At 69.8% G+C, this 15,797-nt stretch carries 16 protein-coding genes and 1 pseudogene; 7 read left to right on the top strand and 10 right to left on the bottom strand.

Annotation, left to right across the window (positions count from 1 at the left end):
• Position 1 precedes the first annotated feature (1 nt).
• Genes SNAS_RS22500 through SNAS_RS22485 form a run of 4 tightly spaced genes read right to left on the bottom strand, consistent with a single transcriptional unit; the run spans position 2 to position 5,836 of the window.
• Positions 2-2,332, bottom strand: coding sequence for a serine/threonine-protein kinase (locus SNAS_RS22500; protein WP_013019770.1), 2,331 nt, complete (start codon positions 2,330-2,332; stop codon positions 2-4).
• Positions 2,329-3,504, bottom strand: coding sequence for a hypothetical protein (locus SNAS_RS33125; RefSeq protein WP_013019769.1), 1,176 nt, complete (start codon positions 3,502-3,504; stop codon positions 2,329-2,331). Before SNAS_RS33125 ends, SNAS_RS22500 begins: the two co-directional genes overlap by 4 nt.
• Entirely contained in the window at positions 3,504-4,475 is a 972-nt protein-coding gene (locus SNAS_RS22490) for a glutamate ABC transporter substrate-binding protein (protein ID WP_013019768.1), read from the bottom strand. The genes SNAS_RS33125 and SNAS_RS22490 overlap by 1 nt, the downstream gene beginning before the upstream one ends.
• Entirely contained in the window at positions 4,472-5,836 is a 1,365-nt protein-coding gene (locus SNAS_RS22485) for a hypothetical protein (protein WP_013019767.1), read from the bottom strand. Before SNAS_RS22485 ends, SNAS_RS22490 begins: the two co-directional genes overlap by 4 nt.
• A 201-nt stretch (positions 5,837-6,037) precedes the next feature.
• Here SNAS_RS22485 and SNAS_RS22480 point away from each other — a divergent pair, with 201 nt between their 5' ends.
• From SNAS_RS22480 to SNAS_RS35925, 3 genes are all read left to right on the top strand, one after another.
• Positions 6,038-6,646 (top strand): RibD family protein, encoded by a 609-nt coding sequence (locus tag SNAS_RS22480; protein ID WP_052305311.1) that lies wholly within the window; start codon positions 6,038-6,040, stop codon positions 6,644-6,646.
• Positions 6,639-7,898, top strand: coding sequence for a rhodanese-like domain-containing protein (locus SNAS_RS35930; RefSeq protein ID WP_013019765.1), 1,260 nt, complete (start codon positions 6,639-6,641; stop codon positions 7,896-7,898). The genes SNAS_RS22480 and SNAS_RS35930 overlap by 8 nt, the downstream gene beginning before the upstream one ends.
• A 70-nt stretch (positions 7,899-7,968) precedes the next feature.
• Positions 7,969-8,598, top strand: a complete 630-nt coding sequence (locus SNAS_RS35925; protein WP_169313829.1) for a hypothetical protein — start codon at positions 7,969-7,971, stop codon at positions 8,596-8,598.
• Positions 8,599-8,679: 81 nt separating this feature from the next.
• Here the strand turns inward: SNAS_RS35925 and SNAS_RS37750 are convergent.
• Positions 8,680-9,246 (bottom strand): annotated as a pseudogene (locus tag SNAS_RS37750) (ArsR/SmtB family transcription factor); the annotation flags it as partial.
• 397 nt (positions 9,247-9,643) lie between these two features.
• Here SNAS_RS37750 and SNAS_RS22455 point away from each other — a divergent pair.
• Positions 9,644-10,474, top strand: coding sequence for an aldo/keto reductase (locus SNAS_RS22455; RefSeq protein WP_041625116.1), 831 nt, complete (start codon positions 9,644-9,646; stop codon positions 10,472-10,474).
• 13 nt (positions 10,475-10,487) lie between these two features.
• On the opposite strand, the gene SNAS_RS22450 is transcribed toward SNAS_RS22455, so the two are convergent.
• Positions 10,488-11,174, bottom strand: a complete 687-nt coding sequence (locus SNAS_RS22450; protein WP_013019762.1) for an iron-dependent transcriptional repressor DtxR — start codon at positions 11,172-11,174, stop codon at positions 10,488-10,490.
• 191 nt (positions 11,175-11,365) lie between these two features.
• The gene (locus tag SNAS_RS22445) at positions 11,366-12,337 is read right to left on the bottom strand and encodes a sigma-70 family RNA polymerase sigma factor (RefSeq protein ID WP_013019761.1); all 972 of its coding nucleotides are present in this window, start codon (positions 12,335-12,337) and stop codon (positions 11,366-11,368) included.
• Between the two features lie 226 nt (positions 12,338-12,563).
• Between SNAS_RS22445 and SNAS_RS22440 the strand changes: the two genes are divergently transcribed.
• Both SNAS_RS22440 and SNAS_RS22435 read left to right on the top strand, forming a co-directional pair.
• The gene (locus SNAS_RS22440; RefSeq protein ID WP_013019760.1) at positions 12,564-12,941 is read left to right on the top strand and encodes a BlaI/MecI/CopY family transcriptional regulator; all 378 of its coding nucleotides are present in this window, start codon (positions 12,564-12,566) and stop codon (positions 12,939-12,941) included.
• A 2-nt stretch (positions 12,942-12,943) separates the two neighbouring features.
• A complete protein-coding gene (locus tag SNAS_RS22435) occupies positions 12,944-13,891 on the top strand; it encodes a M56 family metallopeptidase (protein WP_013019759.1) in 948 nt (315 codons plus the stop codon).
• Between the two features lie 3 nt (positions 13,892-13,894).
• Here SNAS_RS22435 and SNAS_RS22430 read toward each other — a convergent pair whose 3' ends face one another.
• Genes SNAS_RS22430 through SNAS_RS22420 form a run of 3 tightly spaced genes read right to left on the bottom strand, consistent with a single transcriptional unit; the run spans position 13,895 to position 15,209 of the window.
• Positions 13,895-14,506 (bottom strand): trimeric intracellular cation channel family protein, encoded by a 612-nt coding sequence (locus SNAS_RS22430; RefSeq protein WP_013019758.1) that lies wholly within the window; start codon positions 14,504-14,506, stop codon positions 13,895-13,897.
• A 36-nt stretch (positions 14,507-14,542) separates the two neighbouring features.
• Positions 14,543-14,797, bottom strand: a complete 255-nt coding sequence (locus tag SNAS_RS22425; RefSeq protein ID WP_013019757.1) for a DUF3039 domain-containing protein — start codon at positions 14,795-14,797, stop codon at positions 14,543-14,545.
• Between the two features lie 46 nt (positions 14,798-14,843).
• Positions 14,844-15,209, bottom strand: a complete 366-nt coding sequence (locus tag SNAS_RS22420; protein WP_013019756.1) for a DUF3099 domain-containing protein — start codon at positions 15,207-15,209, stop codon at positions 14,844-14,846.
• 77 nt (positions 15,210-15,286) lie between these two features.
• Here SNAS_RS22420 and dtd point away from each other — a divergent pair, with 77 nt between their 5' ends.
• Positions 15,287-15,709, top strand: coding sequence for a D-aminoacyl-tRNA deacylase (gene dtd / locus SNAS_RS22415; protein ID WP_041626686.1), 423 nt, complete (start codon positions 15,287-15,289; stop codon positions 15,707-15,709).
• Positions 15,710-15,797 lie beyond the last annotated feature (88 nt).

Raw genomic sequence — 15,797 nt, 5'->3', positions numbered from 1 at the left:
GTTACACCATCGTCCACGGTCGGATCTTATTCGCCTCGTCGATGAAGCGAATCCGGTCATCACGCGCCGAGCTGGTACGAGCCAGCCGCCGGTACGTCTCCTCCAAGCCGAACCGCAGTGCCTTCTCCTCCAGGGGGTGCTCCAGGATAGGCGGTGACGGGACGCCTTGGGCGCCGTTGACATGCCGCAGACAGGCCAGCAGGATGCGGGCCCGCAGCAGATGATGGTGGTGCTCGGGCAGGTCCAGCCCGGTCAGCCGCTGCGCGGCGTCGCGGACGAAGTCGGGTCCGGCGGCGCTGGCCAGCCGCAACGCGATCGTCGCCACCTTGGCGGTGGTGTACTGACTGGACGAATCGGGAACCGCGTCCAGGACGTGGATCGCCGGGTCGGCGTGACCGTCGCGGGCCAAAAGCCGCGACTGCCCGAACGCGGCGGACACGTAACGGCGGTCGGTCTGCCAGATCCGCGAGTACAGGCCCAGGGCCGCGGTGGTGTCGCCGGACAGTTCGCAGGCCGCCGCCAGCGCCAGCATCGGCGCGATCTCACCGGGCAGATGGCTGTACAGGGCGTCGAAGTGCCCGCGCGCCTCGGCCGGGTTGTCCGACAGCAACCCGATGACGCCGCGCCACCAGGTGATGCGCCAGTCGCCGGTTCCGGTCTCGGCGTACTGGTCCAGGTTCATGCCCGCGGCTTTCAGGTTGCCGTAGGCGATGTTGGCGCGCACCCGCCGCAGCCGCACCTCGGCGGAGTTCTCCGGCGCGTTCTGCAGCTCGTACAGGATGTCCATCGGGTCGGTGGCCGACAGGGTCGCCAGGAAACCCGCCGAGGGGTCGTCGCTGTCGACGAACGGGTAGGGCAGCGCGGTGGCGATGTCGGGGCCGCGCGGCGCGGTGAACTCGCCGGTGCGGGCGTCGGGCACCCCGAAGTGCCGCTGTTCGGGCGTGAACAGCACCGAGGAGTTGCCGTGCGGGTAGGCCCGCTCCAGGCTGAGCACCTCCTGGCGCACCCCGATGAGCTGCTCGCGCATCTCCGCGGCGGTGGCGAACCGGCGCGACGGCTCGGGATCGGTGGCCCGTTCCAGGAACCGCCGGTACGACTCGAACCGGGCCAGCAGCGGCTGCGTCTGCGGGCCGGGCAGTTTGTTGCGGAACTCGCCGCGCGAGAAGTTGCCGAACTCGAAGGACAGCACCGCCGCCGAACGCGCCACAGTGTACAGATCCGAGGAGATCGACGGCCCGTGGTTGATGATCTCGTCGTCGGACACCGCGTAGCCGGGGGTGCCGAACACCGCCGACTCGTCGTCGTCGAGGCGGCGCACCGCGCCCAGGTCGATCAGCTTGAGCCAGGACTCGACGTGGATGACGTTGTCGGGCTTGAAGTCGCAGAACAGCAGTCCCTGGCCGTGCAGGTAGCCCAGGGCGGGCAGGATCTCCACCAGGTACGTCAGCACCTGCGACAGCGGCAGCGGCGAGTGGACGCCGGTCTCGTCGACGTACTCCTTGCGCAGGTCCCGCAGCGACTTGCCGGGGACGTACTCCATCACGATGTAGCTGAGCGGCTCGTTGGTGCGCGGGTCGGGATGCCGGACGAAGTCGTAGATCTGGACGATGTTGGGGTGGTCCAGGGCGGCCAGGAACCGCCGCTCGGCGATGGCCGAGTCGATGGCGTCGGGGTCGCTGGAGTCGATGAGTCCCTTCAGGACGACCCAGCGTTCGGCGACGTCGTCGCCGATGTTCTTGTCCCGGGCCAGATAGATCCAGCCCAGCCCACCGTGGGCCATCGCGCCCAGGATCTCGTAGCGTCCGGCCACCATGTCGCCCTGCACCAGGCTGGGCACGAACGAGAACCGGTTGCGGCAGTGCGGGCAGAACCCCTGGGTGCGACCGGGTTTGCCGTCGGGTCCGGTGCGCCCGACGGGCTTGTGGCACTTGGAGCAGTTGCGCTTGTGCTCGGGAACCTGCGGGTTGTCGAGCACCGCCTCGTTGGGATCGCGGATCGGCACCGGCGGGATGTCGGTCATACCGCCGCCGAACCGGGAGCGGCTGGTCGAGGAGAACGGCTGGGTGCCGGTGGCGCGGGTGGCCCGGGAACCCGAGGTCTGGGTCGCCTGCGAACCCGCCGCCGTCACCGGTCCACTGGAGACTGTGCTGGGCGGGGCCGAGGTGGGCGGGGCCGACACCTGCTGCGCGGACACCGGAGCGCCCGACACCGGCGGCGCCGACGTGGGCTGCGGCGCGACGGCCTGCGGGTTGCGGGAACCGCACACGTCGCAGTAGCCCTCGGGCCCGTAGGAACCGGAACAGCCTGGCTGAGTGCAGGGACTCGAGTTCACGCCGGTGCCTCCTGTGCTCCGGAAATCTCTTGCTGAAACTGACGCACGGCGCTGGTGGCCGAGCGAAGGTCACACGGCGCCAACGACAACAGCTCCCGGGCCGTGGCCGCCGAGGCCGCGACTCGCGGCTCCTCGATCACCCCGAGGCGGGCGGCCTTGCGGCTGTAGGCGGCCAGCCGACCGCGCAGCTCGGCGCGCCGGTCCAGCAGTGCCTCGGCGGTGTCGGCGACCCGGCGGCACTGTCGGATGGCCTCCTCGACGCGGGAGGTCAGCTCCGACAGCCGCGCGGCGAGGCTGTGGCGATCACTGTCGGCGGCCGTCTCGCCCAACTCCCGCAAGGCGTTCGACAGCGTCGCGGCCTGCGGGGTGAACCGGGGCGGTGCGGGGTCCAGGATCTTCTCGACGGCCAACGCGCAGGTCTGGGCGGTGCGGTCCTCGGCCTCGCCGAGCTCGGCCAGGTCGGCGCGCAGCGCCGACAGCCGGGCCGGAAAATCGCGGGCGACGGCTTCCAGGGACGCCAGCCGCTGCCCGAACTCGCCGATCCGGCGCGACAGCTCGGCGAGCCCGGCCAAATCGTCGACTGCCGAGGCGGGGTCGGACAGCGTGGTCTCCAGCAGCGACGAGCGGTCCGCGCGCAGTTCGGCCAGGGTGGCGTTGCCCGCCATGCCAAGTGTTTCGGCGCGGGCGGTTACGTCCTCCAGGCTCCCTGTGACCTCCGCGATCGCGTCCGCGACGACGCCGCAGGCGTCGTCCACTTCGGAGCACAGTCGCAGCAGCTCGGCGCACTCGGCCTCGATGTCGTCCGCGAACGCCGACAGCGACGATTCGGTGGTCACCGCGTCGCCCGAGGCCAGCGCGGGCACCCCGGAGGCGTCCAGCTTGACGCATTCACTGCCCAGCAACGCCTCCAGCTTCGCCCGCGCCGTGTCACCCAGACCGTCCACGTCGGTCGGGATCTGGTCCGACAGCCGCCGCAACTCGTCGAACCGCGACCACAGCACCGCCGCCCGCGCGTTGACCCGCCCCGCGATGTCGGCCGTCGCTCCCGACAGCTGCTCGTCCTTGAGGAACCGGCGACCCGCGTGCGAGTCCAACGTGTACATCTTGGCCGCGATGCGCTGGTAGGCCGCGAGCATCGAGGCGGCACGCTGCTCGAGCCGCTGGCCGGTCATCACTCTTTCCTGCCGTACTTGGGTTTGGGCTGCTTGCCCTTGCCCAGCGGCTCTTCGAGGTACTCGCCGTAGATGTCGCCCCAGGTGCCGTCGTCGCCCATGTCCTCAAGGGTCTTGTTGACGAACTTGATCAGCCCGACGTCCTCTTTGTTCGCGCCGATGCCGTAGGGCTCGTCGGACAGGTCCTTGCCGATCACCTTCGTGTTGGGGTCCTGGGCGGCCATCCCGGCCAGGATCGTGTCGTCGGTGGACATCGCCGCCACATCGCCCTGCTGCAACAGGATCATGCAGTCGGTCCACTCGCGGGCCGAGACCGGCTTGGCCTTCAGGTCGTCGCGGATCCGGTTCAGCGAGGTCGAGTCCTCGGCGGCGCACACCTTCTCGCCCTTGAGGTCGTCGATGTCGTCGGAGGCCGAGGACGGCACCAGCACCCGCTGGTGCGCGGTGTAGTACTCCGCGGAGAACCCGATGTCCTTCCAGCGGTCGCAGTTCATCGTCATGGTGCGCACCACCAGGTCCACCTTGCGCTCCTTCAGCGCCGGGATGCGGCCCTTGGAGTTCATGGTGACGAACTGGATCTTGTCCTCGTCGCCCAGCAGTTCCTTGGCGATCTCGCGGGCGATCGCGACGTCGAAGCCCTTCATGTTGCCCGAGGCGGGGTCGCGGTAACCCATCAGGTTGGTGGTCTGGTCGACGCCGACCTTCAGCACGCCCGCGTCGACGATCCGCTTGATGTCGTCGGAGCTCTTGCTGCCGCTGGGGTCGTAGCTCTTCAGCGGCTCGCAGCTCTCGTCCGGCCTCGTCGCCTCCGGCAGCTGCGCCGGGTCCTGCACGCCCTGCGGCTGGTTGGCGACGTCCGGTGTGGACACCGAGTAGTTGTCGTCGCTGACGGCGCACCCGCTGACACCCAGCGCGAGAACCGCGACGGCAGCGAGCGCCGTCACCCTGATCCGGGAGATTTGAACAGTCATCGATACTCCGAAATGCGTCGCTGGATTCCGGCCGCGGCGGCGATCATCGCGACCACCGTCAGCACGGCGAAGCCCGGCACCGTCAGGTAAAGGGCGTTGCCCGCCGCCTCGGTCTCGCGAGTGAAGTGCTCGGCGGCGCGGGCGTTGGCCGAGGTCAGAACGTCGTCGAGGGCGTTGAACGCCTTACCGGCCTGGCCGTCCTCGTCACCGGTGGCCGATTCGACCGCCGTGGCGAAGTCGCCCTTGTCGTCGGCCTCCCGCAGCGTCTTGTGCGCGTCGTTCCACTCCTCGGCGGCGGTCCTGGCCTTGTCCACGTATTCCGACAGTCGCGCGTCGTCGTAGCTCTTGTCCAGTTGGGCCAGCGTCCCGTTCTCGCCGAGCAGCCGTTTCATGATGTCCTTGTACTCGGCCTCGTAGTCGACGTTGCCGCCCTGCGCGATCAGGGTCAGCGCCTCGTCGCTGCGGGCCCGCTGCACGTCGATGTGCGCCTGCGACAGCAGCGACAGCGGCTGGGTTCCGCTGTCGTGGCCGGTCTCGATGTGCCCGGCGGCGTTGACCCACGACACCACCGACCAGCCGCCCATGACCAGCATCAGGACGGTCGCGGTGGCCATGCCGATGTTGAGGACCCGGTTGGTGCGCTTGGCGACCCGCCACTGCGCGTAGCCCAGCACCGCCAGCGCCCCGACGCCCAGCACCGTGGCGATCCACGGGAACCCGGCCGCGTCGTCCTTGGCGCCGCCCAGTTCCGACATCGACGTCGACTGCAGCTTCTTCAGCTTCGGCAGCATGTCCTCCTGCGCCAGCGCCGAGGCGTCGCGCAGATAAGCCAGTCCCAGCGGCAGCCCCTGCCGGTGGTAGGAGCGGGCGGTCTCCACCAGTCCGGTGTAGATGGGCATGGCCGCCGACAGCTCGGCCACCAGGTCGGCCTGTTTCTTGTTGGCCGCCTGCGCCGACAGCGTCGTGACCGCGGTGGAGGCGCTTCTGACGCCGGTCTGGTAGTCCTTGTTGAGGTCGGCGCGTTCGGACTGTCCGGGCAGGAAGGTCGCGGTGATGGCCGCGTCGGCGTCCGACAGCGACCGGTACATGTCGAAGGCCGCGATCGCCATCCGGCCCTGTTGCCCCGAGGCCTCGTCGATGGAGATGGAGCGGCTGGAGGTGTCGGTGATGGCCGCGATACCGAACACGGAGATGAAGGACAGCATCGCCACGAGGGCGATCGTGAATCGTCCGGGGGTGTTTCGCAGCAGCCGTCCGGAGGTTCCGGCGAGACCGCGTTCCCGGGTGGCGGGTTCGGGAATGGACGGTCCGGGGGTAGGGGAGTGGCTGGTCCCGGCGCCGGTCGTGGGCACGGCTGTCACTAGCCCTCCTTCACAGTAGATTTCCATCACATCGTAGCCGCGCGGGACAATGACCGCCTGCCAGCGATCTTCAAGCGCGGCAAGCCATACGACAATTCCGATATATCGGGCGAAATCCGCGTGCCCGGATGTGGCAGCAGGCTGCCTCGTAGAATCCCCGGGGTGACCGTAAGACGCCCCTGGGTATTGCTGTCGGCGGCGATGTCGCTGGACGGTTATCTCGACGACGCCACCGCGACCCGGCTGGTGCTGTCCAACGACGAGGACCTCAACCGGGTCCGGCAGCTGCGTGGCCACTACGACGCGATCCTGGTCGGCGCCGAGACCGTCCGCCGCGACAACCCCAGCCTGCGCGCCGTCGACGGCCCGCAGCCCCGCAAGGTCACCCTCACCGCCACCGGCGACCTCGACCCCGCCTCCCGGTTCTTCACCACCGGCGCGGCACCGCTGGTGCTGTGCCCGCCGCCGGTCGCCGAGGAGCTGCGGCGACGGCTGGGCGAGCGCGCCGAAGTCCAGTCGCTGCCCGCCGGGGCCGGACTCGCCGAGATCCTCCAGACACTGTGGAACCTCGGCGTCCGGCGGCTCATGGTCGAAGGCGGCGGCTCGGTGCACACCCAGTTCCTGACCCAGGGCCTGGCCGACGAACTGCGGCTGGCCGTGGCCCCGTTCTTCGTCGGCGACGCCGCCGCGCCCCGGTTCACCGAACCGGGGAAGTTCCCGCACGACGGCCAGCACCGGATGCGGCTGTACGAGGTCGAGCACCTCGGCGACATGGCCGTCCTGCACTACTCATTGGACGCCCATGGCTGACGAACACTGGCTGCGCCAGGCCATCGCGCTGGCCGCGAAATGCCCGCCCTCGGACACCGCCTTCAGCGTCGGCGCGGTCATCGTCGCCGACGGCCGGGTGCTGGCCACCGGCTACTCGCGCGAGACCGACCCGCACGACCACGCCGAGGAGGCCGCGCTGTCCAAACTCGACCAGGATCTGAGCGGGGCGACCGTCTACAGTTCGCTGGAACCGTGCGGTCAGCGTGCCTCGCGTCCGGTCAGCTGCGCCGAGCTCATCATCGCCGCCCGCGTTCCCCGGGTGGTGTACGCGTGGCGCGAACCCGACACCTTCGTCCAGCCCAAGGGCCTGCGGCTGCTGGCCGAAGCCAGGGTCGAACTGGTCCAGCTGTCGCACCTGGCCGAAGCGGCCGCCGCGCCGAACGCGCACCTGCTGTTATCCGCAACAATGTCACCCATGCCGTTGATGACCGCCGGACAGCTGCGCGAACTGCTGGAAACCCAGGCACCGACCGTGCTCGACGTCAGGTGGAGCCTGGCCGCGGGCGCCGACCGGGACGGTTACCAGGCCGGACACCTGCCCGGCGCCGTGTTCCTCGACCTGGACGCCGACCTGTGCGGCCCACCCGGACCCGGCGGACGGCACCCGCTGCCCGAACCCGACGCACTGCGGGCGGTGCTGCGCTCGGCGGGCGTGACCCGCACCGGCCCGGTCGTCGTCTACGACGGCGGCGACATGCTGGCCGCCGCCCGCACCTGGTGGACGCTGCGCTGGGCCGGGGTGCAGGACGTGCGGGTCCTGGACGGCGGCTTCGCCGCCTGGCAGGCCGAAGGCGGCCCGGTCACCGCCGAGACCTCCGACGTCGCGGCCTCCGACTTCGACGTCACCCCCGGCGGGCTGCCCGAACTCGACAGCGCCGCGGCCGCCGCACTGGCCCGCACCGGCACCCTGCTGGACGTGCGCACCCCCGAGCGGTACCGGGGCGAGACCGAACCCATCGACCCGGTCGCCGGGCACATCCCCGCCGCCGTCAACGCGCCCGCGGGCGACACGATGGCGCCCGACCACGGCTTCCGCGCGCCCGGCGAACTCGCCGAGACCTACCGCCGCTTCGACGGCGAGGTCGGCGTGTACTGCGGCTCCGGCGTCACCGCCGCCCGCACCGCCCTGGCCATGACGGCCGCGGGCCTGGACACCCCGGCGGTGTACATCGGTTCCTGGAGCCACTGGGTCGCCGACCCGGCCCGGCCGGTCGCCCTCGGTGATGAATGAGACCCACGCACCTGGATCGGCTCGTCCGACAGGAGTATTTTGGTGCGGCCACACAAGGAAGGTGCAAGCGTTGAAAAGGCACAAGACGGTGCGTTCGCTCAAGGTCGGTGTCGCCACGGCGGCGCTGGCCGCGGTGGCCGTGACCTCCGGTTGCGGGCTCATCGGCGACGCGGGCGCCAAGGAGTCGTCCGACGCCACCCCCAGTGATGCCGCCTCCTCCACCCCCGGCAAGGACTCCGGCTCGGCCTCGCCCACCGGCGAGGCCGCCGAAGCGGGCGGCATCTGCGAATACCTCGACTTCGCGTCCCTGAAGAAGGCCACCGGCCAGGCGTTCACGATCGCCGAGGCCGGCGGCAGCGAAGTGGTGAACAGCTGCGTCATCCAGACCACCGAGGGCTCGTTCCCCGACGTCACCCTCACCAAGGCCAAGACCGCCACCGACGCCAAGACCTACGAGAAGGAGATCCCGCCCAAGGACCACGACGAGGTCAAGGACCTGGGCAAGGCCGCCTACAGCGCGGTGCGCAAGCCGGTGGAGAAGTCCGGCCCGGTCGTGGAGATCGGCTGGCTCACCAAGGGCCACATGTACAGCCTGCGCTACACCACGGTGTCCAACACCGCCTCGGCCGAGGCCGACGCCGCGGTGGACGCGCTGGTCGACGTCGCGCGCGACATCTACAAGGCGTCCGGCAAGAAATAACTCCGTCCCGGCCAGCATCCGCTCCGCGGTGGTGGTGCGGGCGTAGAGGACGAAGCGGCCGGAGCGGTGTTTCTGCACCAGTCCGGCCGCGTGCAGGGCGGTCAGGTGCTGCGAGACCCCGCCGGGGCTGATGCCGGTGCGCAGCGCCAGTTCGCTGGTGGACGCCGGGGCGGTCAGCCGCGACAGCAGCTCGGCGCGGGTGCGGCCCAGGACGGCCGCGAGCGCCTCGGACGCCAGCGCGTCCTCGCGGTTCCACAGCGTGGAGATGCCGCGCGGCGGGTACCGCAGCGTCGGCTGCCAGTCGCCGGTGGACAGCGAGAACACCCGGGGCACGAACACCGAGGGCGTCAGCAGCAGGCCCCGGCCGCCCAGGCGGGACTTTCCCCGGGCGTGCACGTGCTGGATCCGCAGCCGGTCGGCGCGCCACGACACCGAGGGGTGCAGGTCGTTGAACAGCTCCTCGGCGCCGCCGACGGCCAGCCTGCGGGCCCGGTGCATCACGTCGGCCTCGCACAGCATCCGGATCCGGGGCCAGTACGGCGCCAGCACCAGCTCCCAGTACGCCTCCATGACCGCCGCCAGCCGGGGCAGCCCGGACTCGGGGTCCTCGTACAGTTCGGCCAGCCGCGGGGTGCGCCGCTCGGGCATCACGTCCAGGTTGGCGCGCACGGACTCGGGCGTCACGGCGCGCATGGCCGCCAGCTCGTCGTCGATGTCGGGGGCGGTGATGTGCGGGGGCGGTGCCACGAACGCGGGGATGATCCGGGTGGGCACCGGAACCAGGTCCGACAGCAGCCCGAAGTCGTGTCCGGCGGTGGCGATGCGGGGCCGGGCCCATTCCAGCCAGGGGCGGTGGATGGCGTGCTCGCGGGGGGCCTTGAGCACCCGGACGCTGGCGATCAGTTCCCACAACGGGGAGAACGCGAACCGGGTCATGGCGACGTCGGCGGCGGTGAACTCGAGCTCCCGCATACCTGCACCTCCATCGATTAAGTACAGACTAAATTCATTGCCGGGTGGGGCCTCTGCGGGGAGCTTAGTGCGCATGAACCAATTCTCAGAGACGATCCACATCGGAGGCGACCTGCCGGTGCACCGGCTCGGCTTCGGCGCGATGCGCCTGACCCCGGACCGCTGGCCCACCCCCGCCGAGAAGGAACACGGCATCGCGGTAGCGCGGCGGGCGCTGGAACTCGGCGTCACCCTCATCGACACCGCCGACTCCTACAGCTACGGCGCCAACGAGGAACTGCTCGCCGAAGCGCTGCACCCGTACCCGGACAACCTGGTCATCGCCACCAAGGCGGGCCAGTCCCGGCCCGACGGCGCCTGGCGACCGCTGGGCCGTCCGGAGTACCTCAAACAGCAGGCCGAGCTGAGTCTGCGGCGGCTGCGGCTGGACCGCATCGACCTATTCCAGCTGCACCGCATCGATCCACAGGTGCCGTTCGACGACCAGATCGGCGCGCTGAAGGAGATGCGGGACTCCGGCATGATCCGCCACATCGGACTGTCCGAGGTCGGGGTGGCCGAGATCGAACGGGCTCGCCGCATCGTCGACATCGTCAGTGTCCAGAATCTCTACAATGTGGCCGATCGCCGCCACGAGGCGGTCGTCGACTACTGCGAGAAGAACGGCATCGCCTTCATCCCGTGGCTGCCGGTGGCCAACGGCTCGCACGCCTCGTCGACCAGCCCGGTCGCGGCACTGGCCCGCGAACTGGGTGCCACGCCCATCCAGGCGGCCCTGGCCTGGCAACTGCACCGTTCCCCGGTCATCGTCCCGATCCCGGGCACCAAGTCCGCCGAGCACCTGGCCGAGAACATGGCCGCCGCGAACCTGCGCCTCACCGAGGCACAGCTCGCGGCGATCTAAGCGGAAGTCAGGCTCAGGCAGCCGGTACTACGAAGACGCGGCTGGCGTCCTGGACCGACAGGCTCGTGGCGACGTTGTCATGCCGCAGCTCGATGACGTCGTCACGGCGCTTGACGTCCACGACCGCGCCCGGGTTGACGCCCGCGGAGTGCAGGTCGTGCAGGACCGCGGCGTCGGTCTGGACGCTCTCGCACAGCCGGGTCACCCGGAAGGAGCCGCTCAGACCGGCCGAGGCCAGGTGGCGCTCGGCGGGGTCGAAGGTGGTGGTCGCCGCGTCGGAACCCAGCGCCTCCAGCCCCGGAATCGGGTTGCCGTACGGGGAGCGGGTCGGCTTGTTCAGCAGCTCGAAGACCTTCTGCTCCACGGCGTCGCTCATCACGTGCTCCCAGCGACAGGCCTCGTCGTGGGCGTCCTCGTACGACATGCCGATGACGTCGACCAGCAGCAGTTCGGCCAGCCGGTGCTTGCGCATGACCGACACCGCCCGCTCGCGGCCCAGATCGGTCAGGTCCAGGTGGCGGTCGCCCAGCACGTTGAGGAGGCCGTCGCGCTGCATCCTGGCGACGGTCTGGCTCACCGTGGGGCCACTTTGCGCCAGGCGTTCGGCGATGCGCGCGCGAAGCGGCGTGACACCCTCTTCCTCCAGCTCCAGAATGGTCCGCAGGTACATCTCGGTGGTGTCGACAAGGTCGGTGGTCATGGCAGCGCCCTTCGCGGAATCACAAACTGCTTAACTCGCAGCGAAAATAGTACTTCGCCCCACCGACAGCCACTGCGGCGAGATCGATGACGCGCAAGCGAGCCTAATAACAACGAAAGCGGCGTGTGTCTTCCCGTGAAAGACACACGCCACTTCATCGTTCTCGACGGACCGCGGGCACGGCCCGGCTCTCAGCCCAGATACTCGGCCAGTGCCCTGGCCATTCCGGGCTCACGCAACTTGTTCAGCGACAGCTTCTCCAGCTGCCGCACCCGCTCTCGCGACAGTCCCAACTCCTCGCCGACCTCCTCCAGGGTGCGCTGGCGGCCGTCGTCGATGCCGAACCGGGCCCGCAGTACCGCTCGTTCCCGGGCGGGCAGGTCGGTCAGCGCCCGCTCCAGTTCCTGACGCAGCTGGGCGTTGGCGGGGTTGGGTTCGGCGGCGGGGTCGACCGGGCGGGCGACCAGGTCCGACAGCGGTGTCTGCCGGTCGTCGCTGACCGGCTGGTCCAGGCTGATCGGGTCGCGGTCGTAGGACAGCAGTTCCAGCACCCGGTACGGCTCCAGGCCCATCCGCTCGGCGATCTCCTCGTGCCGGGGTTCCCGTCCCTGCTCGGCGGTCAGTTCGCGCCGGATCTTGGCGATCCGGTTGATCTGCTCGGCGGTGTGGGCGGGCACCCGGATGGTGCGGGCCTGGTCGGCCATGGCGCGGGTGATGGCCTGGCGGATCCACCAGGTGGCGTAGGTGGAGAACTTGAAGCCCTTGGTGTAGTCGAACTTCTCCACGGCGCGGATCAGGCCGAGGTTGCCCTCCTGAATCAGGTCCAGCAGTGCCACGCCCCGTCCGACGTACCGTTTGGCGATGCTGACGACCAGCCGCAGGTTGGCCTTCAGCAGCATCGACTTGGCGCGCCTGCCCTCGGCGACGATCTGGCGGAGGTCCCGTTCCAGCTGGAGATCGTCGATGGGGCGTGCGGGGTCACTCAGCCGCCATTCGGCGAACAGGCCGGTCTCGATGGCCTTGGCCAGGTCGACCTCCTCGGCGGCGTTGATGAGGCGGTGCTTGCCGATCCCGTTGAGGTAGGCGCGGACCGAATCCGTTGGAGCCGACGCGGAGTCGCCGACAGGGGTGGCGTCCGTGTCGGTCAACGTGGTGGTTAGCACGATTGATGCCCTCCAAAAATCGTCAAGGCGTCACGTCCCGTACGTGACGTCTGGGACTAGCATTCCCGGGAAGGTGTTAAGTCCCTGTGAAGTGAGTATCCAACTGGCACAAAGCGGGGATACAACCGGATCAAAGAATACCGATATATCAGGATTTGTCAGCACTTCTACTTACGGTAGAATGGTGCTGAAGTTGGACAGACAACCGCGAACCGAGGAGTGTGCCGTGGCCCGGCTGGGAGAACTCGAACACGCCATCATGGAAGTTCTCTGGTCGGATCCCGAACCCCAGACAGCCCGGCAGGTGCGGGACGCGCTGACCGACCGGGACCTCGCCGCGACCACCATCCTCACGGTGCTGTCACGGCTCGAGGCCAAGGGCCTGGTCACCCGCGACCGATCCAGCCGCGCCCACCGCTACCAGCCCACCGACGCCCGCGAGGTCCACGTCGCCGCGCTGATGCGCCAGGCCCTGGACTCCGCGCCCGACGCCGACGCCGCGCTGGCCCGGTTCGCCGACGCCGTCACCGCCGAGGAGGCCCAGGCGTTGACCGAGGCCCTGGACGAGGCCATGCGCCGTAGACACAAAGAGGGCGGCAAATAACGATGCCGACCTGGGTCAGCATCGTCGTGCTGGGAGCGCTGGCCATCGCGCTCCTGGGACCGATACCCGCCATTTTGGAACGAGCGAGTTGGCCCAGCCGCGAACCCCGGGCCGCGCTGGTGCTGTGGCAGGCCGTGGGCCTGGCCGGCGGCGTCAGCGTCCTGGGCGTCGCGATCGCCACCGCGCTGGCCCCGCTGGGCGACACCCCGTGGGACGCCGCCATGACCTGGCTGGCCACCGTGTGGTCCGGCGACCTCACCGGCGGCCTGGAGACCTTCCACCTGATCCTGCTGGGCATGGCCATGGCCATCACCTTCCGGCTGGCCGGGGTCATGCCGGTGACCATCTGGCGCACCTGGACCGCCCGCCGTCGCCACCGCGACCTGGTCGGCCTGGTGTCGCGCCCCTGGCCCGCCACCCGGCCCGGCCACGGCCACGTCCTGGAACACCCGGCCGCGGCCGTCTACTGCCTGCCCGGCGGCGTCGGCCGTGACGCCCCCCGGGTCGTGTTCACCACCGGTGCCCTGTCAGCCCTCGACGACGACGAACTGGCCGCCGTGCTCGCCCACGAGCACGCCCACCTCGTCGAACGCCACGACCTGGTGGCGCTGCCGTTCTTCGCGTGGGTGACCGCGCTGCCGTGGTTCCCGGGCGTGCGCCGGGCCCGCTCCAGCGTCGCGACGCTGCTGGAGATGGTCGCCGACGACCGGGCCGCCACCCAGGTGTCCCCGGCGACGCTGGCCTCGGCGCTGGCCCGCATCGGCACCGCCGCGGCCGGACGCGCCGCCACCCCGGTGGGCGCGATCGCCGTCGACGGCGGCGGAGTCCTGCAACGGGTGCGACGGCTGCTGTGCCCGCCCGACCGATCCCGGCGCTGGCGCGTCAGCGCCTACCTGCTGGCCGCCGGTCTCATCGTGGCGCCGTTCCTGGCGATCACGACCATCCACTGACGACTAGATCTTGGGTGTCTTCGGCACCGGCGCCGACCAGTTGCGCCACGAGGACAACAGCCGCAGCCCGAACACCAGCGCCGCGGCGGCCAGCGAGGTCCAGATCGTGCCCAGCGAGAAGTAGTTGGCCAACACGATGACGGTGGCACCGGACATCGACGCCACCGCGTAGATCTCCCGTTGCAGCACCGCCGGGATCTGGGCCGTCAGAACATCACGCAGCACCCCGCCGCCGACGCCCGTGATCGTCCCGATCACGCACGACCCCAGCCACGGCACCCCCGCCTCCAGCGCCGCCGTGGTGCCCACGACCGTGAACAGCGCCAGCCCGGCCGCGTCCAGCGTCAACATGGTGCGGCGCAACCGGAACACCTGGGCGTGCACCCAGAACACCAGCGCCGCCGTGACGGCGGCGGCGGTCGGGTACCGCCAGTCGGTGAACGCCAGCGGCGGAATCCGTCCGATGACGACGTCACGGAACACCCCGCCGCCCAACGCGGTCACGACACCGACGACCACCACCCCGAACAGGTCCAGCCGTTTGGCCACGGCCGCCGCCGCGCCCGAGGCCGCGAACACGATGGTCCCGGCGAGGTTGAGCCACAGAAAGAACAAGACGCCCCCGTGCCGACACTACGGGCAGGACCGCCCCTAGTCGTCGCCCTTCATGGATTCGAAGATCTCTTTGCACATGGGGCACAGCGGGAAGCGCTCCGGGTCGCGCGACGGGATCCACAGTTTGCCGCACAGCGCCCGGATCGGGGTGCCGGTGACCATGGCTTCCATGAGTTTGTCCTTGGGGACGTAGTGCGCGAACCGATCCTCGTCGCCCTCGTCCATCCGGTAGTCGGGGCTCGTCTGCTCCTTGAGGATCGTGCCGCCGTCACCCTGGAAAGTCTCAGTCATCGTCAAGCCTTGAGTCGTCTGCCGGTTGTCTTGGGAAACTAGTCTGTCACGGAGTGGCATCGCCCGGCGAATCGATGTCAATCACCTTGGCCTCGGCGCTGTCCAGCCGTCGGGCTTCGGGTTCCTCGGCTTTGGAGGCTCCGAAGCGCCGCATCCGGTGCTGCTTCTTGGCGGGACGGTCGTTGGCGATCAGCACCGCCGACCAGGGCAGCACCACCATACCCACCGCGCAGGCCGACAACCACAGCCACAGCAGCGGAACCTCGGCCATCACCAGGACGGTGGCGATGATCAACAGCAGTGCCCGGATCCCCATCATGACCCCGTACCGGATCTGGCGGCTGCGCAGCTGCTCGTGGCGGCTTTGCTCGGCGTCGGTGATGAGCGCCGGTTTCGCGTGCGACTGGGCCATACCGCCAGCCTCCCACCGCACGCGCCCGATCGCCACCCCGGGGCGGGTATTCATGAGCACGCGGCAAGATGGTCGGCATGCGAGCAGTGGTACAGACCGTCAGCCAGGCTGCGGTGACGGTGGACGACGAGACGGTCGGCGAGATCAGCGACGGACTGCTGGTCCTGGTGGGGGTCACCCACGACGACACCGCCGACGACGCCGCGGCGATGGCCCGCAAGATCTGGGAACTGCGCATAATGGACGGCGAGAGGTCGGCCTCCGATCTCGGCGCCCCGATTCTCGTGGTGAGCCAGTTCACCCTCTACGCCGACACCCGCAAGGGCCGCCGACCCAGCTGGGGCGCCGCCGCCCCCGGACCGGTCGCCGAACCGCTGGTCGAAGCGGTGATCGCCAGCCTCCGCGAGCTCGGCGCCAAGGTCGAGACCGGACGGTTCGGAGCCATGATGTTGGTGAGCAGCATCAACGTTGGCCCGCGCACCATCATCTTGGAACGGTAGGCTCGCTAATCTGAGAAACCTGCCCTCGCAAGGAGCCCGCGAGCTCAGCGGGGGCAGCGGCGTGCGCGAAGACAACAGATGGGAGTGC

Origin of the sequence: Stackebrandtia nassauensis DSM 44728 (assembly GCF_000024545.1) — a bacterium.
GTDB lineage: Bacteria > Actinomycetota > Actinomycetes > Mycobacteriales > Micromonosporaceae > Stackebrandtia > Stackebrandtia nassauensis.
Note: the sequence above shows the minus strand (reverse complement) of the source record. Positions and strands in the feature narration are given on the sequence as shown.